The organism is Empedobacter sp. R750 (assembly GCF_030324345.1).
Taxonomy (GTDB): Bacteria; Bacteroidota; Bacteroidia; order Flavobacteriales; family Weeksellaceae; genus Empedobacter; species Empedobacter falsenii_C.
In genome coordinates, this window is record NZ_JACAGF010000012.1 from 63,237 (window position 1) to 86,628 (window position 23,392).

At 32.0% G+C, this 23,392-nt stretch carries 20 protein-coding genes and 1 pseudogene; 11 read left to right on the plus strand and 10 right to left on the minus strand.

Annotated features, from left to right (window positions below):
* Window positions 1–51 precede the first annotated feature (51 nt).
* The 3 genes from HXZ74_RS12630 to HXZ74_RS12640 form a co-directional block, all read right to left on the minus strand.
* Window positions 52–465 (minus strand): hypothetical protein, encoded by a 414-nt coding sequence (locus tag HXZ74_RS12630; RefSeq protein WP_125350048.1) that lies wholly within the window; start codon window positions 463–465, stop codon window positions 52–54.
* Between the two features lie 40 nt (window positions 466–505).
* Complete coding sequence (locus HXZ74_RS12635; RefSeq protein WP_219034882.1) at window positions 506–1,396, minus strand: 3-hydroxyacyl-CoA dehydrogenase family protein; 891 nt, start codon at window positions 1,394–1,396, stop codon at window positions 506–508.
* Window positions 1,397–1,524: 128 nt separating this feature from the next.
* Window positions 1,525–2,529: a Gfo/Idh/MocA family protein gene (locus HXZ74_RS12640; RefSeq protein ID WP_286475717.1), complete on the minus strand. Its 1,005-nt coding sequence runs from the start codon at window positions 2,527–2,529 to the stop codon at window positions 1,525–1,527.
* A 71-nt stretch (window positions 2,530–2,600) separates the two neighbouring features.
* Between HXZ74_RS12640 and HXZ74_RS12645 the strand changes: the two genes are divergently transcribed.
* Complete coding sequence (locus HXZ74_RS12645; RefSeq protein ID WP_286475719.1) at window positions 2,601–3,248, plus strand: protein-L-isoaspartate(D-aspartate) O-methyltransferase; 648 nt, start codon at window positions 2,601–2,603, stop codon at window positions 3,246–3,248.
* A gap of 55 nt (window positions 3,249–3,303) precedes the next feature.
* Here the strand turns inward: HXZ74_RS12645 and HXZ74_RS12650 are convergent, their stop codons facing one another.
* From HXZ74_RS12650 to HXZ74_RS12660, 3 genes and pseudogenes are all read right to left on the minus strand, one after another.
* Window positions 3,304–3,732 carry a PepSY-like domain-containing protein gene (locus HXZ74_RS12650; RefSeq protein WP_180905227.1) on the minus strand — a complete coding sequence of 143 codons (429 nt, stop codon included), beginning with the start codon at window positions 3,730–3,732 and terminating at the stop codon, window positions 3,304–3,306.
* 64 nt (window positions 3,733–3,796) lie between these two features.
* A complete protein-coding gene (porY, locus tag HXZ74_RS12655; RefSeq protein ID WP_286475721.1) occupies window positions 3,797–5,071 on the minus strand; it encodes a sensor histidine kinase in 1,275 nt (424 codons plus the stop codon).
* A 1-nt stretch (window position 5,072) separates the two neighbouring features.
* A pseudogene (locus HXZ74_RS12660) lies at window positions 5,073–5,731 on the minus strand (response regulator transcription factor).
* A 94-nt stretch (window positions 5,732–5,825) separates the two neighbouring features.
* Between HXZ74_RS12660 and HXZ74_RS12665 the strand changes: the two are divergent.
* Window positions 5,826–6,842, plus strand: a complete 1,017-nt coding sequence (locus HXZ74_RS12665; protein ID WP_286475723.1) for a threonine aldolase family protein — start codon at window positions 5,826–5,828, stop codon at window positions 6,840–6,842.
* A gap of 38 nt (window positions 6,843–6,880) precedes the next feature.
* On the opposite strand, the gene HXZ74_RS12670 is transcribed toward HXZ74_RS12665, so the two are convergent.
* Together HXZ74_RS12670 and HXZ74_RS12675 are read right to left on the minus strand one after the other, a co-directional pair.
* Window positions 6,881–7,390, minus strand: a complete 510-nt coding sequence (locus tag HXZ74_RS12670) for a hypothetical protein (RefSeq protein ID WP_286475725.1) — start codon at window positions 7,388–7,390, stop codon at window positions 6,881–6,883.
* 89 nt (window positions 7,391–7,479) lie between these two features.
* Window positions 7,480–8,655, minus strand: a complete 1,176-nt coding sequence (locus tag HXZ74_RS12675; RefSeq protein ID WP_280049430.1) for a trans-sulfuration enzyme family protein — start codon at window positions 8,653–8,655, stop codon at window positions 7,480–7,482.
* A gap of 243 nt (window positions 8,656–8,898) precedes the next feature.
* On the opposite strand from HXZ74_RS12675, the gene HXZ74_RS12680 reads away from it, so the two are divergent.
* Window positions 8,899–10,041: a DEAD/DEAH box helicase gene (locus HXZ74_RS12680; protein WP_286475726.1), complete on the plus strand. Its 1,143-nt coding sequence runs from the start codon at window positions 8,899–8,901 to the stop codon at window positions 10,039–10,041.
* Between the two features lie 70 nt (window positions 10,042–10,111).
* On the opposite strand, the gene aspA is transcribed toward HXZ74_RS12680, so the two are convergent.
* Window positions 10,112–11,509, minus strand: coding sequence for an aspartate ammonia-lyase (gene aspA / locus HXZ74_RS12685; protein WP_286475745.1), 1,398 nt, complete (start codon window positions 11,507–11,509; stop codon window positions 10,112–10,114).
* 108 nt (window positions 11,510–11,617) lie between these two features.
* Between aspA and HXZ74_RS12690 the strand changes: the two genes are divergently transcribed.
* Together HXZ74_RS12690 and HXZ74_RS12695 are read left to right on the plus strand one after the other, a co-directional pair.
* Window positions 11,618–12,826, plus strand: coding sequence for an acyltransferase family protein (locus HXZ74_RS12690; RefSeq protein WP_180905236.1), 1,209 nt, complete (start codon window positions 11,618–11,620; stop codon window positions 12,824–12,826).
* A gap of 10 nt (window positions 12,827–12,836) precedes the next feature.
* Entirely contained in the window at window positions 12,837–13,403 is a 567-nt protein-coding gene (locus tag HXZ74_RS12695; RefSeq protein WP_038332561.1) for a hypothetical protein, read from the plus strand.
* A gap of 30 nt (window positions 13,404–13,433) precedes the next feature.
* Here HXZ74_RS12695 and HXZ74_RS12700 read toward each other — a convergent pair whose 3' ends face one another.
* The gene (locus HXZ74_RS12700; protein ID WP_038332559.1) at window positions 13,434–14,093 is read right to left on the minus strand and encodes a helix-turn-helix domain-containing protein; all 660 of its coding nucleotides are present in this window, start codon (window positions 14,091–14,093) and stop codon (window positions 13,434–13,436) included.
* 93 nt (window positions 14,094–14,186) lie between these two features.
* On the opposite strand from HXZ74_RS12700, the gene HXZ74_RS12705 reads away from it, so the two are divergent.
* The 6 genes from HXZ74_RS12705 to HXZ74_RS12730 all read left to right on the plus strand — a co-directional run bounded on the left by HXZ74_RS12705 (window position 14,187) and on the right by HXZ74_RS12730 (window position 23,378).
* Complete coding sequence (locus tag HXZ74_RS12705; RefSeq protein WP_038332747.1) at window positions 14,187–14,579, plus strand: type III secretion system chaperone family protein; 393 nt, start codon at window positions 14,187–14,189, stop codon at window positions 14,577–14,579.
* A 12-nt stretch (window positions 14,580–14,591) separates the two neighbouring features.
* Window positions 14,592–15,296, plus strand: a complete 705-nt coding sequence (locus HXZ74_RS12710; RefSeq protein ID WP_180905237.1) for a PspA/IM30 family protein — start codon at window positions 14,592–14,594, stop codon at window positions 15,294–15,296.
* A gap of 69 nt (window positions 15,297–15,365) precedes the next feature.
* A complete protein-coding gene (locus HXZ74_RS12715) occupies window positions 15,366–15,560 on the plus strand; it encodes a DUF4177 domain-containing protein (RefSeq protein WP_038332555.1) in 195 nt (64 codons plus the stop codon).
* An 18-nt stretch (window positions 15,561–15,578) separates the two neighbouring features.
* Complete coding sequence (locus tag HXZ74_RS12720; RefSeq protein WP_114997780.1) at window positions 15,579–16,271, plus strand: OB-fold-containig protein; 693 nt, start codon at window positions 15,579–15,581, stop codon at window positions 16,269–16,271.
* A gap of 99 nt (window positions 16,272–16,370) precedes the next feature.
* Entirely contained in the window at window positions 16,371–18,455 is a 2,085-nt protein-coding gene (locus tag HXZ74_RS12725) for a flotillin family protein (RefSeq protein WP_114997783.1), read from the plus strand.
* Window positions 18,456–18,542: 87 nt separating this feature from the next.
* Window positions 18,543–23,378, plus strand: a complete 4,836-nt coding sequence (locus HXZ74_RS12730; protein ID WP_286475729.1) for a DNA repair ATPase — start codon at window positions 18,543–18,545, stop codon at window positions 23,376–23,378.
* Window positions 23,379–23,392: the final 14 nt, after the last annotated feature.

Below are 23,392 nucleotides of genomic sequence, written 5' to 3' on the forward strand. Positions count from 1 at the left end.
CAAAATAGTTTTCAAAATAAAAAGCGTTACCCGAAAAGTAACGCTTTTTGTTTATTTCCCAACTAAAATCACTTCTTTAGAATTTATCCGAATAACTCTTTCACTTTCAAAAGTAAAAATTAGGTCATCATTTTCATTTGGATATTCTTTATCAACTAATGAATAATTTTCATCACGTAAATTAGAATCAAAAAATGTAATTCCAGATAAACATGAATCGTCTTCAATATATTCTTCAGAAGGTTTAATTTGTTTTAGATATGTATAATTATTTACTAAAAAATATAAATCATTATACTTCATTTTTTTAATAGTATTTTCTTCTATTATGACAAAATGTATTTTAATAAATTCATCTGTCACTTCCAATTCATTTGAAATAAAATCATAACAATTATGAAGATCTATTTCTTCATTCTCAAATTCAATTTCTGTAAAAGAAATAATTTTAAAATTTGTTTTCATTAGATTAAATTCCCAATAAAATCAATAGTTAATCAACTAATTACTTCGCAAACTGAGCAGCTAATTTTTCAGCTTTTTTAGATTCTGAATAATCATAGAATCCTTCTCCAGATTTCACTCCTTTTTTACCTGCTGTTACCATGTTTACTAACAATGGACAAGGCGCGTATTTAGGATTTTTGAAACCATCGTACAATACTTCTAAGATTGATAAACAAACGTCTAAACCAATAAAATCAGCTAATTGTAATGGCCCCATTGGATGAGCCATTCCTAATTTCATTACTTCGTCAATTTCTTTTACGCCAGCAACTCCTTCGTATAAAGAATAAATTGCTTCATTAATCATCGGCATTAAAATACGATTAGCGATAAAACCAGGATAATCGTTCACTTCAACTGGAACTTTCCCTAATTTTTCTGACATTTCCATAATCGCTTTCGTTACTTCGTCTGTTGTATCATAACCACGAATAATTTCGACCAATTTCATCATCGGAACTGGATTCATAAAATGCATTCCAATCACTTGTTTTGGACGACTTGTAACAGACGCAATTTTTGTAATCGAAATAGAAGACGTATTTGATGCTAAAATTGCATTTGCAGGCGCAGCTTCATCAATTTGTTTGAAGATTTTCAATTTCAAATCTAAATTTTCTGTCGCAGCTTCTACAACTAAATCAGCATTTTTCACCGCTTCAGCAGTATCCGTAAATGTTGTAATATTATTTAAAGTTGCTGTTTTATCAGCTTCTGTAATTTTTTCTTTGGCGATCATGCGCTCCAAATTTCCAGCGATTGTTTTCAATCCACGCTCCAAACTATCTTGAGAAACGTCAACCAAATTCACTGTAAATCCTGATTGTGCGAAAACGTGAGCAATTCCATTCCCCATCGTTCCAGCTCCAATAACTGTAATGTTTTTCATCTTTTTGTATGTTTGTTTTTATTATTTATGTTTTCGAGATTAGAAGCTCGTTTGCGAAATGCGAAGTTCGAGATTCGTTTAGCGTTTAGCGTTTAGCGAAATTCGTACTTCTAAAATCTAACTTCGATTTATTCTTTCTCGATTGTTTGATTTTTGATGACTTGTTGCTCTTTTTCAAAATAAGCAATAATCTCCAATGCAACTTTCAAGGCATTTCGTCCATCTTGTAACGAAACTTTAATCGGCGAATTGTTTACAATAGAATCCGCAAAACTTTCCAATTCATCCAAAATTGCATTATTTGGTAAAACTTCTGGATGTTCGAAACAAATTTCTCTACGATCTCCTTTATCATTTTCCAAAATCATTGCAAATTCACTTGGATTTTCTGGCGCTTTGTGCATTTTAATAATTTCAGTCTTTTTCGTCAAGAAATCAATTGAAATATACGCATTTCGTTGAAAAACACGCATTTTTCGCATATTTTTCATTGACATTCTACTTGTCGAAACATTAACCACACAACCATTTTCGAACTCAATTCTAGCATTTGCAATATCAGGCGTATCACTAATCACCGATACTCCAGACGAATGAATCGATTTAATTTCTGATTTTACAATCGATAAAATCACATCTAAATCATGAATCATCAAATCTAACACAACAGGAACATCTGTTCCGCGCGGATTAAATTCTGCCAAACGATGCGTTTCGATAAATAATGGTTCTTCTATAAAAGGTGCAGCCGCTGTAAATGCAGGATTGAAACGCTCTACGTGTCCAACTTGCGCTTTCAGACCTTTTTCATTTGTCAATTTCAACAAATGATCTGCCTCTTCTAAGGTATGCGTAACTGGTTTTTCGATGAAAAAATGTTTATTTTTTTCGATCACTTTCAATGCAACTTCATAATGTGATAAGGTTGGTGTCACAATATCGACAACATCAACAACATCAATTAATTCATCCATTGAACTAAAATATTTAAACCCAAATTCAGCTTCAACTTTTTTTCCATTTTCTTCAAAAGAATCAAAGAAGCCAATTAATTCGTATCTTTCCGATTGATTTAATAACTTTAAATGGATTTTTCCAAGGTGCCCAGCACCGATCACTCCTACTTTTAACATTTGGTAGATTTTGCCGTTAAAATTAATGAGAATAAGTTGTATTTAATGCATTTTTGTAAAAATTTTGGAATATGTCTGTAGACGATTTTAAACACAGAGGACGACGCAAAAAGTTGGTTGATTTGTTGCGCTCGAAAGGAATTGAAGATGAAAACGTGCTGGAAGCTATTAATTTAGTGCCACGACATTTATTTTTAGACAGCGCTTTTACCGAATTCGCATATCGCGACGAAGCTTTTCCGATTGCTGCTGGACAAACAATTTCGCATCCGTTTACAGTTGCTTTTCAGACACAATTATTAGATATTCAACCTAATGAAAAAGTCTTAGAAATTGGAACTGGTTCTGGTTATCAAACTGCGGTTTTGGTTGCTTTAGGTGTTGAAGTTTTTACGATTGAACGTCAAAAAGATTTGTTTGATTTCTCAAAAATCATGTTGAAAAAAATCAATTTCGAGCCACGTTATCAGACGTATGGAGATGGTTACAAAGGTTTACCTTCTTTTGCTCCTTTTGATAAAATTATTGTAACAGCAGGCGCGCCAGAAATTCCAGAAGAATTAAAAAAACAATTGAATATTGGTGGAATAATGGTGATTCCTGTTGGTGAACAATCGCAACGAATGATTGTGATTATACGTTTATCAGAAAATCAATTTGAACATTACGAATTTGGAGATTTCAAATTTGTGCCAATGTTAGAAAGCCGAGATAAATAAAATAAAAAACTCCAACTAAAATTTAGTTGGAGTTTTTGTCTGAATATATTTTTTATTAATCATCAATTTTCTTGAAATTTCCGTTTTTATCAAATTTTAATTCAAGTCCATTGTTCAATTTTACTTCAATTTCTTTTCGATCTCTTTCAATTTTTGTGATTGTAGTATTCGGAAAACTTCTTTTCACATAATTCGAAATTTTAGCTGGAATAAATCCTGTTGGAATAGCATTTCGTTTTCCATCAACTTCTTTCCAAGCTCCGTCTCCGTCAAATTCTACCTTTGTTCCATTTGCCAAATACACTTTATATTCTTTCGAAAAATAATCGTCGTCCAACATCACTGAACCAACTTGTTTTGCACCAAAATACTTATTGATAAATTGCTGTCCCGTTTTTGGAACTTGGTTATATTTTATCGCTTTATCTTGAGCAAAAGAAATCAACGTTGCACTTAACATGATAACACTTAAAAACTTTTTCATTTTGTTTGATTTTATAATTATAAGACAAAGTTGCAAAGTGAATTAGGAAAGATTTGGGAATAATTTATTTTTTCAGAATAAATTGATGAAAAGGAAACACATAATTGTAATCTAACTTTAGATTTTGTTGATTTCTAATAATCGTGTCCACAATCGAAAGCCCTAATCCATTATTTCCATCACTTGTTCCTTGTTTATAAAAACGACTAAAAATAAGATTAGAATCCAATGTTGCGTTTTTTCCTGTATTCGAAATTATAAATTGATTTGAGTCACTTTCTATCTTAATAATTTTTTCATCATTGTTATGTTTGATCGCATTTCGAATCAAATTTGAAATTAAAATTCGAGCCAAATCGATATTAAAATCAAGAATAAAATCTGCATTAAAATTTGTTTCTAATTTAATTTCTTCTGCTTCTAAAATATCTTCATAATCTTCAATCAAATCTTTTGTCAAAGTTGTAAAATTAACTTCAACATTATTTTTGTATTGATTATTTTCGATTCGAGATAACATTAATAATGATTTATTAAGATTCACCATTCGCCAAAGTGTTTGCTTGGTTTCTACTAAACTCATCACTTCTTTTTCTTTTAAATCTGAATTTTCTATTAGCAAATCAAGTTTGTTTAGCGCAATTGTCAAAGGTGTTTGCAATTCGTGGGAAGCATTTTCGATGAACAATTTTTGTGAATTAAAAACCTCATCATTTCGATTAATCATTCGCTCAATTTCTTTTTGCAAATAAGAAAATTCTTTCACATTCGTTTCGACAAGTTTTGGTTTTTCGTTATTTCCCACTTCATATTTTCTTAATTGAGAAATAATTTGTCCAAAAGGTTTGAAGGCTTTTTTCAATCCAAAATGATTAATCAATAAAATACTAATCAAAATAAAAACATACAACGCAATCAAAGAAATCGATAAATCATAAATCAATTCATCTTCTTCGACTGTTGAGGTTCTAATTTCTAATGAATACGGATGATTTTCTTTGTCATAAAAACCAGTTCTCAATATACGATAAGGCTCCATATCATCATCGTATCCCATGTAAACCAACTCATTCGAAAAATGATTTCTTTCATCATATTTACTTGGATCAACTTTGGAAATTTTGAATTGACTTAATCCAAATTCGGTTGTATTTAATAAATTCGGATCGCGATAAGCTTCTCGAATAATTTCAATTTTTTGATTCTTTAATCCGTCATCTACATTGTCATAAACTTCATCCAAAATCAAGGAATGAAAAAGAAATGCCCAAATCGCAATAACGATAAGCAACCAAAATGTGAGGTAACGAAATGTATAATTTTTTAGTGATATTTTCATGTTAAATCAACTTATAACCAATCCCATAAACCGCTTGTAAATCGGCTTCGGAGTTTGCTTCTTTCATTTTTTTCCTTAGATTTTTTATTTGCGAATAAATAAAATCTAAATTATCAGATAGCTCAATATGATCTCCCCAAACACTTTCTGCTAAAGTCGTTTTCTGAAAAACACGTTCGGGTCTCAACATAAAATAATACAGCAAATCATATTCCTTTCTGTTTAATTTCAGTTCGATATTATTTACTTTTACCAAACGATCTTCGGGAAAAATTTGAATATTTTTATAACTCAAAACATCCTCTCCTTTTTGTAGATTTTTGCGCAAAGCAACTTTAATTCGAGCCAATAATTCAGCAAAATGAAATGGTTTCGCTAAATAATCATCCGCGCCAACCAATAATCCTTCTACTTTATCATCAACCGAATCTTTCGCCGACAAAATAATCACCGAAGATTCTTCAATTCCTTCAACAAAGACATTCCATCACCGTCTGGTAACATCATATCCAATAAAATGCAATCATAATCGAACGAAATTATTTTATCCAAAGCTTGCTGATAATTATCTGCTGTTTCGACAATCATCTTTTCCTTTTCTAAAAACTCAACAATTGTTTCTTGCAATTTTATTTCATCTTCTACGACTAAAATCTTCATAACTTCAGTTTAAATAATTGGTAAAAATAGATAGTAAAATAGGAAAGAATTAGGAAAACTCCTACTTTTATTCTCAAAATTTAAGATTTCAATTTTGAAAAAATATAGCTTTAAAAATGATTATAGCGAAGGTGCTCACCCAGCAATTTTGCAACGATTAATCGATACAAATTTAGAACAAACAATTGGTTACGGCGAAGACGAATTTTGCAATGAAGCAAGAGAGTTCATCAAAAAAAGACTGAAAAAAGATTCAGCAATTCATTTTGTTTCTGGTGGAACACAAGCCAATTTAATTGTAATTTCTTCTATTCTAAAACCACACGAATCTGTAGTTGCAGCCGAAAGCGGGCATATTGCCGTTCACGAAACGGGCGCGATAGAAGCAACAGGACATAAAGTAAATACCATTGCGACGGATAATGGAAAAATAACTCCTGAGCAAATTTCGATTGTTCTTTCCACACATACGGACGAGCATATGGTGAAGCCACAATTGGTTTATATTTCTAATTCTACGGAAGTTGGAAGTGTTTATTCGAAAAAGGAATTGCAAGAACTTTATCATTTTTGCCAAGAAAATAATTTATATCTTTTTGTTGATGGCGCACGTTTAGCTTCTGCTTTAACTTCTTCTAAATGTGATTTAAGCTTTGAAGATATGGCGAATTTTACAGATGTTTTTTACATTGGTGGAACTAAAAATGGTGCACTTTTAGGTGAAGCAATTGTGATAAATAATTTAAAATTGGACGAAGATTTTCGTTATCATATCAAGCAAAAAGGCGGAATGTTAGCAAAAGGACGTTTGATAGGTATTCAATTTTCGGAAATATTTCGAGATGATTTATTTTTCGAGATGGGAAAACACGCCAATCAAATGGGAGAAAAATTAGCAAATGCTATTTCAGCAAAAGGTCACAACTTTTTGACAGAACCATCTTCCAATCAAATTTTCCCTATTTTACCAAATTCAATTATCGAAAAACTACAACAAGATTTTGAGTTTTATATTTGGCAAAAAATTGATGAACAAAATTCTGCAATTAGATTAGTCACTTCTTGGACAACACCAGAGGAACAAGTAGAAAATTTTATCAAATCAATATAAAAAATAAAAGGATCCATAAATTATTGGATCCTTTTATTTTAATAATAATCTTTCACATTTTTCAAACGCTCTTTCGCGCGTTTATATTCTGCTTTTCTGATTTCTTTTTTACGTTTCATCAAATTTTTATCGTGAGAATAATTACGTTCTATTCGCTTGATATCTCTTTCGTATTCGTCTTCTAAACGCTCTAATCGATCATCAATTCGGTCTTTGTAATAATCGTCACGATGAGAATTTGACCATTTATAACGTTGATTATCGTTTAAGATTTTATCAATATCACGTTGTAAATTGTAAGAAATCTCTCTTTTTCTTCTACCTTTTTCGTAACCAGATAAATTACGATCTCTTCCAACTCTTTCGAAATCTTTACTTGCTTGTTTTTTTAAAGCAATTATTTTATTTTTTTGACTACTTGATATTCCGTAATAATCAGATCTTTCAATTAAAACATCGACATTTCTATTATTTCCATCATTTGGTCTATTTTGCGCATAACTTGACATTGTAAACAACGCAAAACCAAAAATTAAAAACTTCTTCATATTCTAAACTTTCGTTTAGAATAAGCAAAGTCCGTGCTGAAATGAATAAATTATTAAAATTTATATTTAATCAACAACTAATCAATTAATTAAACCTTAGTTTTTTCTAACGCTTGCAAAATATCTTCGATAATATCCACTTTATCCTCCAAACCGACCGATAAACGAATAGAACCTGGCCTAATTCCCAAATCTGCACGTTCTGCATCTGATAATTTTGCGTGAGTTGTAGTTGCTGGATGCGTTGCAATCGATCTCGAATCTCCTAAATTAGACGTATATAAAATCATTTCTAATGCATCAATAAATCTGAAAGCACGTTCTTTTCCTCCTTTCACTTCAAATGTTACGATTCCACCCCCGCCTTTCATTTGTTTTTTCGCCAACTCATATTGCGGATGCGATGGTAAAAATGGATATTTCACATCTGCAATTTCAGCATGATTTTCCAAAGCTTCTGCCAACGCCAACGCATTTTCGCAATGACGATCCATACGAAGTGGCAACGTTTCTAAACTTTTAGAAATTGTCCACGCATTAAAAGCCGACATCGCCGGACCTGTATGACGAATAAAAAACATCATTTCATTGATTAATTCTTCTTTTCCTACAACTACTCCACCCAAAACTCGACCTTGTCCGTCCATATATTTTGTTGCAGAATGAATAGATAAATCAAATCCAAATTGCAAAGGTTGTTGTAAATATGGCGTTGCGAAACAATTGTCAATTGCAAAAATAACATTCGGATGTTTTTCTTTCAATTTTGCCAAAGCTTCTAAATCAAATAATTCTAATCCAGGATTTGAAGGCGATTCTAAGAAAACAATTTTTGTATTTGATTGAATTGCTTTTTCCCAATCCTCGATATTTGGCGTTTCTACATATGTATAAGTTACGCCCCAACGCGGAAATAATTGCGTAATTAATTGATGTGTAGAACCAAAAATTGCACGACTCGATACAATATGATCTCCACTTTTTATATACGAAGCAAAAGATGCAAAAACAGCAGCCATTCCCGAAGCAAAAGCTAAACCTGCATCTGCTTTTTCCAAAGCACAAACGCGATTAATAAACTCTGTTGTATTTGGATTTGCATAACGTGAATAAACCATACCTTGCTCTTCTTCTGCAAAAATTGCACGTCCTTGCTCTGCGCTATCAAAAATAAAACTTGATGTTAAATATAATGGAACCGAATGCTCGCGAGTAGCAGATCTTGGCGCTTGCTCACGAATTATCTTAGACTGATCTTTTTTCATAAGAATCAAAGTTAACGATAGTTTTATTAAGCAAAAAGCTTTTAATAAAGTTTTAAACAGAAATTATTTCTGTTTTCAATCGTTGTTTCGATAATTTGACTGTTTCTAAAAAGATTTTTAGAAATATTTCAGAAACGATTTTAAAACTTTCATTTTCATCACGATTAAAAATGATTAAACGAGTAATTATTCCTAAAATATCATTCAAATTTAATCTCTACCTTTGCAGTCTTATATCAATTTATGTCATTCGAAAATTTAGGATTATCACCATATTTATCAAAAGCAATTACAAAACTTGGATTTTTAAAACCTTTTGAAATTCAGACCGAAACAATTCCATCTATTTTAAAAGGAAAAGATGTGATGGGAATTGCAAAAACTGGTTCTGGAAAAACCTTGTGTTTTGTTGCGCCTTTGCTACAAAAAATTCAACATCAATCGTACGAAAAATCTCGTAACATAAAAGCGTTAATTTTAGTTCCAACACGTGAACTAGCAGTTCAGATTGAACAAACTTTTGCAGGATTGCGAACTGCTTTACGCCGTGAGGTACAAACGCAAGCGGTGTATGGAGGAACTTCGATTAATCCACAGATGAAAAATTTGTATGGAACAGAAATTTTGATTGCAACTCCTGGTCGTTTATTGGATTTAATGGATCATAATGCGTTATCATTGGATCAATTGCAATATTTGGTGATTGACGAAGCAGACAAAATGTTCCAATTAGGATTTGGAGATGAAATGAACCGAATTTTGAAAAGTGTTCCGAAAAAGAAACAATCGATTCTTTTTTCTGCGACTTTGAATGATAAAATTGATGAAATAAAATCTACATTAAGTATTGATCCAATTGTTGTTGAAATCAAAAAACAAGAAATTGATTTGGAACAAATCGAACAAGTTGCTTATAAAGTTGATGCCGAAACAAAAGGTCCTTTTTTAAGATATTTAATTAAATCTGAAAACTTAGAACAAGTTTTGGTTTTTGTTTCTTCGACACGAACTGCAGATAATTTAGTAGAAAAATTAAAAAAGAATAAAATCTCTGCAATGGCGATTCACAGTAAAAAATCCCAAGGCGCTAGAATGGATAATTTGGAAGATTTTAAACTAGGTGATATTAAAGTTTTGGTTGCAACTGATTTGATTGGACGCGGAATTCATATCGAAGGTTTACCAACTGTTATTAATTATGAATTACCTCGTTCACCTTTAGATTATGTACACCGAATTGGGCGTACAGGTCGTGCAAATGCAAATGGAAAAGCAATTAGTTTGATTACGGAAGAAGATTTACATCATTTCAAAATCATTCAGAAAAAAATGGGTAAAAAAGTTGATTTACTTCCAACTGATGATGTGAATTTACACGGATTCTAAGAAATACGAAACTCGAATTACGAAGTTAGAAACTCAACAACTCTAACTTCGTATTTCTAATTTTTTACTTCTATATATGTGGTCCAAGCATATTTTTAGGATCAAGGATTTCGTCCAAACGTTCTTTCGACAACAAACCGTGATCTAAAACCAATTGATAAACACTTCCACCAGTCTCTAAAGCTTCTTTCGCTATTTTTGTACTTGCTTTATAACCAATATAAGGATTTAGCGCCGTCACAATTCCAATACTATTTTGAACTTCATTTTTCAAATGTTCTGCATTCGCTGTAATTCCATCTACACATTCAACACGTAGCGTATTCATCGCATTTGTTAAATATTGAATCGATTCCATAATCGAAAAACCAATAATCGGCTCCATCACATTCAACTGTAATTGTCCAGCTTCTGCAGCCATTGTTATTGATAAATCATTTCCAATTACTTTAAAACAAACTTGATTGACAACTTCTGGAATTACCGGATTTACTTTCCCTGGCATAATCGAAGATCCCGGTTGTTTTGGAGGTAAATTAATCTCAAACAAACCTGTTCTCGGACCTGAAGTCAACAGACGTAAATCATTACAAATTTTAGACAACTTCACACAAAGACGTTTCAGAGCTGAAGAATAATCCACAAACGAACTTGTATCCGAAGTTGCTTCCACTAAATTATCAGCCAACGAAACATCTTCATTCATAATTTCAGCAATTTTAGTTGTACACAATTGCGCATAACCCGGAACAGCGTTCAATCCAGTTCCAATTGCAGTTGCCCCCATATTAATTACTAATAATTCAGCAGCAATTCGATTCAAATTATCAACTTCTTTATGCAACGTATTCGAAAATCCTTCAAACTCTTGACCAAGCGTCATTGGAACCGCATCTTGCAATTGCGTACGTCCCATTTTTATAACATTACCAAATTGTTTTCCTTTTTTATCAAACGCTTCATACAACGAAGTTAATGCATCAATCAAAGGCTTATTCATATTAAATAATGCTAATTTCAAGGCAGATGGATACGCATCATTCGTAGATTGCGAAAGGTTGACATGATCATTTGGCGAACAAAATTGATACTCACCTTTTTGTTTTCCTAAATGCTCCAAAGCAATATTTGCAATCACTTCATTGGCGTTCATATTTGTAGAAGTTCCTGCACCACCTTGTATCATATCGATCGGAAATTGCTCTGTATATTTACCAGCAATTAATTCATTTGAAGCAAAAGAAATCGCATCAAATAATTCTTTCGATAAAATTCCTAATTCATGATTAGCTTGTGCAGCCCCTAATTTCACAACACCAAGCGCCTTTACAAATTCGGGATAATGCGACAAATAATTATTGGAAATTTTGAAATTATTAATGGCGCGTTGCGTTTGCACACCATAATAAGCCGTTTCAGGAATTTGTAATTCTCCTAATAAATCAGACTCCGTTCTCATTTTATTTATTGTTTGTTATTGACAATTAAAGGTAAGGAATAATCTAGTATCTTTTTGAAAAGCATTTTGTCAAAAAATTCAAAAAATCTATATCTTTAAAACATTAACACAAAAGAGATGAAAGCAGCTCGTTATTATTCATTAGACGTTTTTCGTGGCGCAACTGTTGCGTTGATGATTTTGGTAAATAATCCAGGAAACTGGTCAGCTATGTTTGATCCTTTGGAACATGCAGATTGGCACGGATGCACACCAACAGATTTGGTTTTTCCATTCTTTTTGTTTGCTGTAGGAAATGCGATGGCTTTTGTGATTCCGAAATTGCAACAACAGCCTCAACAGATTTTTTGGCAAAAAGTAATAAAACGAACAATTTTAATTTTCGGAATTGGATTATTCATCAATTGGTGGCCATTTTTCAAGTGGGATAATAATGAACTAATTTTCAAAGCATGGAAAGATTCAGAAGAAAGCGGAATCCGAATTATGGGCGTTTTACAACGAATTGCAATTGCTTATTTTTTCGCTTCGGTTATTGCTTTTTATTTTAAACAAAAACAAGTTTTATTGATAAGTTGTGCGATTCTTCTACTTTATTGGGTTTTAACTTTCGGACTTGGAACTTCTGATCCTTATTCGTTAGAAGGTTTTATCGGAACTAAAATCGATAATCAATTGCTTGGTTTAGCGCATATTTACAAAGGAGAAGGTGTTCCGTTTGATCCAGAAGGAATTTTCAGTACAATTTCTACCATTCCACAAGTTTTATTTGGGTATTTGGTTGGTGACTATATTCAGAAACAAGGAAATATCAATTGGTTGAATCGTCCGTTACCAAAAACAGACAATCCGCAATATAAAATGTTAGCTGGTTTATTTGTTTTAGGAACAATTGCGTTGACAATTGGTTACATTTGGCAATGGGACTTTCCGTACAATAAAAAGATTTGGAGCAGCTCTTATGTTTTCAACACAACTGGTTTAGCAATTTTGACAATTGGCGCAATGATTTGGTTCATCGAAATTTTAGGAATCAAAAATGGTTTCATGAAATTCTTTGATGTTTTCGGAAAAAATCCTTTATTTATCTTTGTTTTGAGTGGATTATTACCTCGATTATTAGGTTTAATCAGAATTGAAGCTGGTTTAAACGACAAAGGAGAAGTCAAATTCATTTCACCATTGGGTTGGTTTTACGAAAACATTTGCGCAAAGATTCCTGGAATTCCAGAAATTGGTTCATTTGTTTATTCGCTAATTTTCTTAGCCTTCTTTTGGTGGTTAGCTTATTTATTAGATAAAAAGAAGATTTATATTAAAGTTTAAAATCTTAATTATGAAGTATTTTATTATTGGATTATTAAGTCTTTTCTATTTTTTCTCTTGCAATGAACAAAAAGAAATCAATGATATTATTGCGTCTTTTCCTCCTAATTACGTAGATTATAATATTCCTCCTGAATGTCAAGAAAACAATGGGTATTATAATAAAGATTCTGAAATTGTTTTAATTAATGAGAACGAATTTAATTCAATTATTAATCGTTTGAAAAAATTAAAATCTTCTAAAGAAATCAATGATTGTCCAAGTGATTTTAGCTTTTCCGTTGGAAAGGACAAATACTGTTCGTGCCTCTATGAAGAACGATTAATTTTTAAAAATGGACAATTACATGAAATTTCAGATACCTTATTATATGACATTAAATCTGCATTGACTTTTTATAATTCCAGACCGAAAGAATATTTAAAATACGATAATTTAATTCAAAAGTTCGGATTGCCTAAAAATTATAAGTATCAACAAGCTGGTGAGACTCTTATATCTTATGACCAAGATGGAAACAAAACAGTAGATTTTATTGATTTTAAAATGCGATTAGTTACTTTAAAAACAAAATAAAAACACACCACAATCAATCGTATATTCTAGCTAAACTTTCTTATAAACCGCATAAAACTGATAAAAATGTTGAATATTCTCAACATCAAAAATGATTTGTTTCCATTGGTTTAATTCCAAAATCAATTGATTTTCGTGTTGAATAAACTTTCCAACAAAAATTTCATCATCATTCAAATACAAACCAAATTTATCATTGACCAAATGTAAATTTTCCACTTCCAAATGCTCAAAAAATAAAATAGACGATTCTTCTTCTGTAAAATCAATAGGAGAAGCGATACTCGAAGAATATTCTAACGCAATAAATTGATGTGAATTATAAATTGGAAAATAGATTGAAGGATAATTTTCTAAGTTCGAAAACAACTCTTTTTTTGCTTGAATAACTTCTCGAGATAAAAAAGGAATCGCGCTCAAATTTTTAACATTTCGCAACATATCAGCTTCCTCGAAATAGTTATCAAAGTGTAATATTTCGTTAACTGTTAAGTTTTTTTCGATCAAATGACTTATTGGAATGCTAAAATATTTAGCAATTTGAGAAATCGTTTCAATTTTTGGTTCTGCACGTTTTTCTTCATAAGATGAAATATTTCCTCTACTAACTTCAAACAAGTCAGCAAAAGCCTGTTGAGTTAAGTTCTTAACCTGTCTTAATTTTTTTATATTTTCACCTATTTTTGTCATTATTTAAAATTTTAACATTTTTAATTGCTAATTATTTTAGCAAATTGTTTAATTTTATGGAAACAAATTACAAAAAACACTAATAACAACAAAATGAATTATTTTTCGAAGATTGAAAATTTTATTCAAAACATCAATTACACCATCAGTTACAAAGACGAAAAAGAAGGTGTTTTTATGATTGAAAATTTATTGGATGGTGTTCAAAATCTGATTGTAGGAATTGCACCACCTGTCATCATTTTCGAGTTGTATTTATTTACAATTACAAATGATAATCTGGAAATGCTAAAAGCGTTGTTGATGAAAAATCGCGATATCATTCATGGTGCTTTTGCAATAACAGAAGACGGAAACAAAGTTATTTATCGTTACACACTTCAAATTGCGAATCTTGATCAAAACGAATTTGAAGCAACGTTAAACTCTTTGAGTTTATTGATGAGCGAATATTCTGCTCAATTAATCGAATTTTCTAAACAATAAAACAATATCACTATGAATATTTTCAAACGTATTTTTAGAATTGGACAAGCAGAAATACATTCGGTTGTCGAAAAAATGGAAGACCCAATTAAAATGACTGAACAAGGAATTCGCGAAATGCGCGACGATCTTAATCAATCATTAGAAGCTTATGCAAAAGTAAAAGCGATGGCAATTCGTTCGCAAAATAGCGTAGACAAAAAGAAAGAAGAAGCGGCAGATTACGAACGAAAAGCAATTCTTTTGTTAGAAAAAGCTGGGCGAAGTGAAATTACAGTTGAACAAGCCGAAAGTTTAGCGAAAGAAGCTTTGGGCTTAAAGAAGCAATTGTTAGAAGAAATTACTGAATTAGAAAATCAAGTAATTATTCATGAAAAATCTGCAAATGAAGTCCATAAAAATGTCGAAGTTCTAAAATTCAACATTAATAAATGGGAAAATGAATTGACAACGTTAAAAGCGCGTGTAAAAGTTGCTGATGCGACAAAACAGGTAAACAAACAAATGGCAAAAATTGATGCGAACAGCACGATTAGTATGTTGGAACGCATGAAAGCCAAAGTAGAAGAAGACGAAGCGCTTGCGCAAGCTTACGGAAGTTTGGCGGATAATTCGAAAACAGCTGATGATGAAATTAATGAAACCTTGAAAGGAGATTTGATTCAAAATGAATTAGAAGCTTTGAAGCTAAAAATTCTATCGAAAAATCAAGAATAAATCACTTTTTATAGTGAGTTTTATTTCTTTAAAATAATAGAACTTAATCATTTTTAATTTTGAAACTATATGCCAAAATTTGAATACAAAACAATCGAAATAAAAGCTGAACAAGGAATTTTCAAAGTCTCTATCGACCAAGAATATTTAGATAAATTATTGAATCAATACGGAGCAGAAGGCTGGGAATTAACCTCCTCTACTCCATTGTCAAATAATGGAATAACTTACAGAATTTATTTTACCTTTAAAAGACAACTTTAACACTAAAAATCAACGCTAATGAGCGAAATTTTAAACCTTCTTTTCAATCCATTGGCCAATGGAATTATGACCATTCTGATGGGATTTTCTCTCGTCTATTGGGTGTTTCAATTGTTGGCTGGTGACGGAATTGACCTTGGAACTGATTCAGATTTTCATATCGGAGACATCAATGATGTTGATGCGCACCACGAAATTGACGCCGATCACGATGCTGATGCTGACGTGCATCACGAGCCAGGTTTTTGGGCAAAATGTTTAGAATTTATCAATGTTGGTAAAGTTCCGTTAATGGTAATTATTACCTTGTTCAAATTTATCAGTTGGGTGATTACCATTATTTCTTCGATTGTTTTTGGATTAAGCAAGTTAGGATTGTATTCTGTTTTAGTTTTAATTCCAGTTTTCATCATCGCTTATTTTATGATGCATTGGATTACAAAACCACTCGTAAGAGTTTATGCAGAATTAGGCTATCACGGAGAAGACGAAACAGATTTTATTGGAAGAGTCGGAAAATCGAAGTCTAAAATCACTGGTGATAAAATAGGTTCTGCTGAATTTCAAATCGAGAAAGATATTATTACGCTTAACATCAAAAGTCAAAATGGCGAAGAAATTAATTTTGGTGACACCATTATTATTACTGACGAATCGCCGTCAAATCATTATTATTTCGTCATCAAACACATTACTTTAAACAATATTTAACCTAATTATGATACTATTATTTCAACTTACTTCGTTTATTATCGAAGATATTTTAACCTTAATTATTAACTAAATCAATCAAAATATAATAAAAATCTCATGACAAATTTTATTCTTTTAGCAGTTGGTGTCATCGTTTTCATCTTTATTGCTTTCATCGTCGTTTTAAGCGTTTTCTATAAAAAAGTTCCGCAAGGAAAAGCCATCGTTCGTACTGGTGTTGGAGGTTCGCAAGTAGCATTCAACAAAGGAATGTATGTAATTCCTGTTTTCCATAAAATGGAAATTATGGACATTTCGATCAAAAAAATTGACATTGCGCGTCAACAACATGATGGATTAATTTGTAAAGACAACATTCGTGCAGATATCAAAGTTGCATTTTTTGTTCGAGTTAATAAATCGGTGAATGATGTAATCAATGTTGCACAAAACTTAGGAACAGAACGTGCATCAGAACCAGAAACATTAAAAAGTATTTTTGAAGCAAAATTCTCAGAAGCCTTAAAAACAGTTGGTAAAAAATTCGATTTTATCGAATTATACGAAGCAAGACGTGAATTTAGAGATGAAATTTTAAATATTATCGGAACAGATTTGAATGGATATATTTTAGATGACTGTGCAATTGATTATTTAGAACAAACTGAATTACAATTTTTAAGTCCAGACAATATTTTAGATTCTGAAGGAATCAAAAAAATCACTGAATTAACGGCTCAACAAAATATGAACGCCAATTTAATTCGTCGTGAAGAAGAAAAAGTAATCAAAAAACAAAACGTTGAAGCACGTGAAGCAATCTTAGAATTAGAGCGTCAATTAGCCGAAAAAGAAGAGCGTCAACGCAGAGAAATCGAAAATATAAAAGCACGTGAAGAAGCAGAAATTGCAAAAGTTCGTGAAGAAGAACGTCTAAAAGCTGAATCTGTTCGTATTACAACAGAAGAGCAATTAGCAGTTCAAGAAGAAAATAAATTGCGTCAAATTATTATCGCAGAAAAAAATAAAGTTCGTACTGATGCTATCGAAACTGAACGCGTTGAAAAAGATCGCGCTTTGGAGCAAACAGAACGTGAACGAATTGTGACTTTAGCTCAGATTGATAAAGAAAGATCAATCGAGGTGGAGAAAAAAAATATTCAAGGCGTTATCAAAGAACGTGTTCTTTTAGAAAAAGGCGTGATTGAAGAGCAACAAGGCGTGAAAGACGTTGAAGTTTATAGAGAAGTTGAGCGTCAGAAACAAGCCGGAATTATTGCTGCATCGCAAGAAGCGGAAGAGCGTTTAATCGAAACTGTAAAAGCTGCGGAAGCATCTAAAATTGCAGCAGAACAAGAAGCTGCTCGTCAAGTTATCGAAGCCGATGCACAAAAACAAGTTGCAGAACGCAAAGCGCAAGAGTTATTAATTGATGCGGAGGCGAAAAAAGAGGCATCTGCAAAAGAAGCGGAAGCTCGTAAAATTATTGCAGAAGCACAAGCGAAAGAAGAAGCTGCAATTGGTTTATCGGAAGCAGAAGTAATGGTTGCTAAAGCAGAAGCGGAAGAAAAACAAGGAACTGTAGAAGCGTCTGTAATCGAGAAAAAAGCGGAAGCATTGCGTAAAGAAGGTTTAGCACAAGCAGAAGTTGTACGTGAAAAAGCGTTGGCAGAAGCGAAAGGAATCGAAGAAAAAGCAGAAGCTATGAAGAAATTGGACGGTGTTGGAAAAGAGCACGAAGAGTTCAAACTTCAATTACAAAAAGAAAAAGATATCGAATTGGCTCAAATCAACATTCAAAAAGATATTGCTGGAGCGCAAGCTGAGGTGTTATCAACTGCATTGAAATCAGCGAAAATTGACATTGTTGGTGGAGAAACGATGTTCTTCGAAAATATTGTCAAACAAGTTTCGAATGCAAAAGGTTTTGATCATTTAATCGACAATTCTAAACATGCAACAGACATCAAAAATGCATTGATTGACGAAGATGGCGGAAGCGATTTAGCTGGAAAAGTAAGAAGTCTTGCCGATAAATATGGTATTTCGTCAAACGATATCAAAAACTTAACAATTACTGCGGCATTAATTAAATTACAGCAAGCTGCTTCGGCTTCTGGAAACAGCGAAGACACAGGATTTATCAATTCTCTTTTCGGAATTGCGAATCAGTTAGGTGTTTCAAATAAAAAAATAGGTTAATCCATTAAACAACAATAGAGTAATTGAAATCTTATCGTTTCAATCGCTCTTATCATCACGTTTAATCACCTTTTAGATTTTAATTTAATGCAAGAAGAAAAAAATATTAACGTTACCGAAACGCTTGATGCAGGCGCGTACGAAATCATCCGAAAAAGACTTCTTACACAAAAAGATTTTCTTTCGGAAAGATTAACGAAATTGAACGAAGCTCGTAAAGAGGTATTCAATTCTACCAATTTTGCATTAAGCGCAAACCAAAGAATTACAACAGAAAACACTTGTATTTCACGTGGAATTATCGCGTTCGATAAGTTGTGTATTTTTGGGTACAACGTACATTTCGGTTTACGCACAGACATTCAGTTGAGCGATGTTTTTAGTATTTATCTGTTTCAAGAAAATCAATTTATACCTCAACCTCTCGACTTAATTAACGATCAGAATTTCTTTACAGATTTTCAGAATTTATATAAATATTACCGCGATTCTATCTTTTCTAAATTTCGTAGAACAGATAATTATTTGTACATGGTTTTCCAAACCAGTAAAAGCGCACAAGATTTGAAAGCGTTTAAATGGTTAATCAAAGACGGAAAATTAATTTATCAAGATGATCGCAGCATTCACGAAGTAAAAAAAGCAGATCAATTTGATTTCGAATGGCAAAAAACGTCAATTGATGATCGTCGATTAGGTAAATTTCCACACATTTCTATTTTAGATAAAATTTTTATCGAAGCGATTGGTGGCGATATTACGTTCAAAATTGAGGATAATACGGATACAGGAAAAGGAATTTTCACTGAAAAAGTTACGCATTTAGATCAACAATTAGACGATGCCGAATATTATTACGCCGATTTAGGAAATCTGATTGCGGTTAAAATCAAACCTTTTCAAGAAGATTTCAGAGCGTATATTTACAATGTTCGCACCAAGGAAGTCATCAATATTCCTGCTCTTTTGGATGCAGCAGTTTTGTTGCCAGACAATCAAGGTTTGATTTTTTCGAATGGCTATTATTTACAAAACGGAACCTATCATATATTCGAAAATAAGTTAGATAATTTTCAATTTTTCCGTCGTGTAAATTCTCCAAACGGAGAAGATTTTATGTATATTTTCAATCAAGATGAAACCAATACATACATTCTTTTATCGTACAATATCATTCAACAAAATGTCGAAACGCCTATTGTTTGCAATGGTTTTACTATTTTTAAAGACGGAAGTTTAATCTATTTCCGCACAGAAGAAGAAGCAACGCGACATCATCAAGTTCAGATTTGGGAAACGCCTTATGTCGAGCGTTTGGTGGAAAATCAAGAAAAAACAAATCATCCATTATACAAAATTGGAAACAAAGACATTGTAAAAGCAATGGCTGAATCTCAAGAAGTTATCCAATTAATTAACAAAGAAGATTCGTACGAAGGTTTGTATGAGGACATTGTAAAAAAAGCGAATAATATTGTTGATGGATATTTTTGGATCAATGACAAAGATACCTTTGAGCTAGCTATTCCTTTGCTAGAAATCAAAACGGTTGCCAATACAGCGATTGATGAATTTGCAAAAGTCCAAGTTCAGAAAAAATTTGCGCAAGAAACGTTAGAAAAAACGGAAAAATCGATTGAAGAAATCGTTTTCAAAGTAAATAGTACAACGTATAATCAATTGGATTTATTGGTTGAACATTTGGCTGAAGCGCGTAAAATTCAAGGAAAAGTGATTGATTTACGTTCGATTCGTTATATCAATTTAGAACGTGTTCAGGAATTAGAAAATCAATTGCAAGAAGTCAACGAAAATTTATCAACCAAAACAATTGAGTTTCTTTTATTGGATGAAGCGCTGATTCCGTATGAAGAAAAAGTTGCGGAACAGAAAAATTTAGTGGCTTCGATTGAGAAAGTTGTTGACGCTAAAGTAATCGAAGAATCTTGTCTTAAAATTGCTTCCGAATTAGAGTTATTGATTGACATTCTGAACAGTTTAAAAATTGAAGACGCCACGCAAACAACAAAAATTATTGAGAAAATTTCTGTCATTTTTGCTTCGCTTAACGAAGTTCGTGCGCAATTAACACGTCAAACTTCTGCCTTAAAAAGCAAGGAAGCGGTTGCCGAATTTTCTGCTCAAATTACGTTGTTGGAACAAAGTGTGGTCAACTTTTTAGAGTTATCAACAACTGCCGAAAAAACGGAAGAATACAATACAAAAATCATTGTTCAGCTCGAAGAATTAGAAAGTAAATTCTCTGATTTTGATGATTTCGCTTTAAAAATTGCAGATAAACGCGACGAGATAATCAAAGCGTTCAATTCGAAACGCGAACAATTGGTTGAACAAACCAATAAACGCACCAATTCATTAGAGCAAATTGGTTTGCGCGTCTTGAGAAATATCGAAAACAAATCCAAAACTTTTTCAGAAAAAGAAGAAATTTTAGCGTTTTATTCTTCGGATTTAATGATTGATAAAATGCGTCAAATCATTCAAGAATTAAAGGATTTGAAAGATGTTTCGAAAGCCGAAAATCTTGAAAATCTCTTGAAAAAATCGCAAGAAGATACGCTTCGCGTTTTACGTGATAAAACTGAACTTTTTGTTGATGGACAAAATATTATTGCGCTTGGACAAAATAAATTTACAGTCAATACGCAGCAATTAGCGCTGACTTTGTTGAATCGTAACAACGAATTATTTTATCATTTAACAGGAACAAGTTTCTATCAAAAAGTTAAAAACGAAGAAATTTATCGTTATCAAGATATTTGGAATCAAGAATTTGTTTCGGAAAATCAATTGGTTTATCGCGCTGAATATTTGGCTTATCAAGCTTTTTTAGCGAGAAATGAAAAAGATTTCGATGCTGAAAAATTTATCAATCAAATCATTGAACAAAATTATTCGGAAGGTTATATAAAAGGTGTTCACAATTTTGATGCATTGCGAATTTTTACAGAATTGGTAAACATCAATTCGAAGTTAGATGTCTTACAATTTGATGCACCAACACGCACAACTGCTCAAGTCTTTTGGCATTCTATAGAAAATAATTTGCAAGAAAAATTGAATGCGATGATTGGTTCTGCTCAATTAATTTTGAAAAATTTCCCGAATTCAAATCGTTTTGAAAACATTCTAAATGAAATCAAATCGCTTTTTGAAAATTGGGAAACAGAATGGGATAAATCACAAACATCATCAGAAAAAGTTTCTCACTATTTATTTACAACTTTCACGAAATATCATGCTTTTTCGATGAGTAGAGAAGCTGAAAAATTTCAAAAAGAGTTTGTAAATTATTTAGAAAAAAATAAAAATTCGGACGATTTTAATGCATTGATTTCAGATCAACAATTTTCTTCAACAGAGAAATTTTACTTGATCGAAAACTGGATTCATTCTTTTATAGATGAAAACGAAAATTATTCGTCATACAGAAATGTAGTGAATGAAGCGGCGACAATGCTTTTATTTTCGAAAGATCAATATCATATAAATGATGGAAATTCTGTTATCAAAATTGAAGATTTGAAAGGAAATCATGCGGTAATTGTTGACGGAATTTACACTCAAAATTATCATAAAATCATTTCGAAATTAGAACATTTTTCAACTGTTAATGTTCCAAATTTTAAATCATTCCAAAAGCTAAAAGAAGAAATTTCTAAGTCGTATGAAAAAGATTTAAAAATCGCAGAATTTGAACCAAAAGTTTTGACATCATTTGTAAGAAATAAATTAATCAACGAAGTTTATTTTCCTTTAATCGGAAATAATTTAGCCAAACAATTGGGAACAGCAGGCGAAAACAAACGTACCGCTCGTATGGGAATGTTGTTATTAATCTCTCCGCCAGGTTATGGAAAAACGACCTTGATGGAATATTTAGCCAAAACAATGGGTTTACATTTTGTGAAAGTAAATGGACCAACAATTGGACATAACATTACGTCAATCGATCCAATCGAAGCCAAAACTTCTGGAGAAAGAGAGGAATTGAAAAAGATAAATCTTTCGTTTGAAATGGCTGATAATGTCATGTTGTATTTGGACGATATTCAGCATTTGAGTGCCGAATTTTTACAGAAATTTATTTCATTAGCCGATGGACAGCGAAAAATTGACGGAATTTTTGAAGGAGAAAGTAAAACCTACGATCTACGTGGAAAACGTTTTTGCATTGTAATGGCTGGAAATCCATATACGGAAAGCGGTTCTAAATTTCAGATTCCAGATATGTTAGCCAATCGTGCTGATGTGTATAATTTGGGCGATGTAATTGGTGATACGGAAACGTTGTTCAACTTGAGTTTGATAGAAAATGCGACAGGCGATAATCCTTATTTAGATAAAATTACTTCGAAAAGTTTGACCGATTTTTACAAGTTAACAAATTTTGTAACTGAAAATCAAGAACAACTTCCAGATTTGGAAGGCAATTATTTGAAACAAGAAATTGATGATTTTATTGCTGTTTTGAAACATGTAATTAAGATTAGAAATGTTGTCGTAAAAGTCAATCAAAATTATATTGCGAGCGCAGCAATGCAAGATGATTACAGAACTGAGCCACCTTTCAAGATGCAAGGTTCGTACAGAAATATGTCAAAATTAGTTTCGAAAATTGTTCCAATGATGAACGAAAAAGAAATTAATGAAACGATTTTGGCGCATTACGAAAGTGAATCGCAAACGTTGACAACCGACACAGAATCGAATCTTTTGCGCTTAAAAGAAATTGCAGGTTTGATGACTTCTCAGGAAAAAGAACGTTGGGAAACGATAAAAGCAACGTTTGTCAAAAATAATAAGCACGGCGGCTTGAATAAAGACGATAAAGTTTTTGCTCAATTGCTAGAATTCAATGAAAATTTGGAAGGAATTATCCAAGCAATCTTGAAAAAGTAATATTAAAACTGCTC

Coding starts and splice junctions, on each gene's coding strand:
- HXZ74_RS12630 (WP_125350048.1), bottom strand. CDS start 465: ATGAAAACAAATTTTAAAATTATTTCTTTTACAGAAATTGAATTTGAG.
- HXZ74_RS12650 (WP_180905227.1), bottom strand. CDS start 3,732: ATGAAAAAGTTTTTAAGTGTTATCATGTTAAGTGCAACGTTGATTTCT.
- HXZ74_RS12635 (WP_219034882.1), bottom strand. CDS start 1,396: ATGAAAAACATTACAGTTATTGGAGCTGGAACGATGGGGAATGGAATT.
- HXZ74_RS12640 (WP_286475717.1), bottom strand. CDS start 2,529: ATGTTAAAAGTAGGAGTGATCGGTGCTGGGCACCTTGGAAAAATCCAT.
- HXZ74_RS12690 (WP_180905236.1), top strand. CDS start 11,618: ATGAAAGCAGCTCGTTATTATTCATTAGACGTTTTTCGTGGCGCAACT.
- HXZ74_RS12730 (WP_286475729.1), top strand. CDS start 18,543: ATGCAAGAAGAAAAAAATATTAACGTTACCGAAACGCTTGATGCAGGC.
- HXZ74_RS12695 (WP_038332561.1), top strand. CDS start 12,837: ATGAAGTATTTTATTATTGGATTATTAAGTCTTTTCTATTTTTTCTCT.
- HXZ74_RS12705 (WP_038332747.1), top strand. CDS start 14,187: ATGAATTATTTTTCGAAGATTGAAAATTTTATTCAAAACATCAATTAC.
- HXZ74_RS12675 (WP_280049430.1), bottom strand. CDS start 8,655: ATGAAAAAAGATCAGTCTAAGATAATTCGTGAGCAAGCGCCAAGATCT.
- HXZ74_RS12715 (WP_038332555.1), top strand. CDS start 15,366: ATGCCAAAATTTGAATACAAAACAATCGAAATAAAAGCTGAACAAGGA.
- HXZ74_RS12700 (WP_038332559.1), bottom strand. CDS start 14,093: ATGACAAAAATAGGTGAAAATATAAAAAAATTAAGACAGGTTAAGAAC.
- HXZ74_RS12670 (WP_286475725.1), bottom strand. CDS start 7,390: ATGAAGAAGTTTTTAATTTTTGGTTTTGCGTTGTTTACAATGTCAAGT.
- HXZ74_RS12725 (WP_114997783.1), top strand. CDS start 16,371: ATGACAAATTTTATTCTTTTAGCAGTTGGTGTCATCGTTTTCATCTTT.
- HXZ74_RS12680 (WP_286475726.1), top strand. CDS start 8,899: ATGTCATTCGAAAATTTAGGATTATCACCATATTTATCAAAAGCAATT.
- porY (WP_286475721.1), bottom strand. CDS start 5,071: ATGAAAATATCACTAAAAAATTATACATTTCGTTACCTCACATTTTGG.
- HXZ74_RS12710 (WP_180905237.1), top strand. CDS start 14,592: ATGAATATTTTCAAACGTATTTTTAGAATTGGACAAGCAGAAATACAT.
- HXZ74_RS12720 (WP_114997780.1), top strand. CDS start 15,579: ATGAGCGAAATTTTAAACCTTCTTTTCAATCCATTGGCCAATGGAATT.
- HXZ74_RS12645 (WP_286475719.1), top strand. CDS start 2,601: ATGTCTGTAGACGATTTTAAACACAGAGGACGACGCAAAAAGTTGGTT.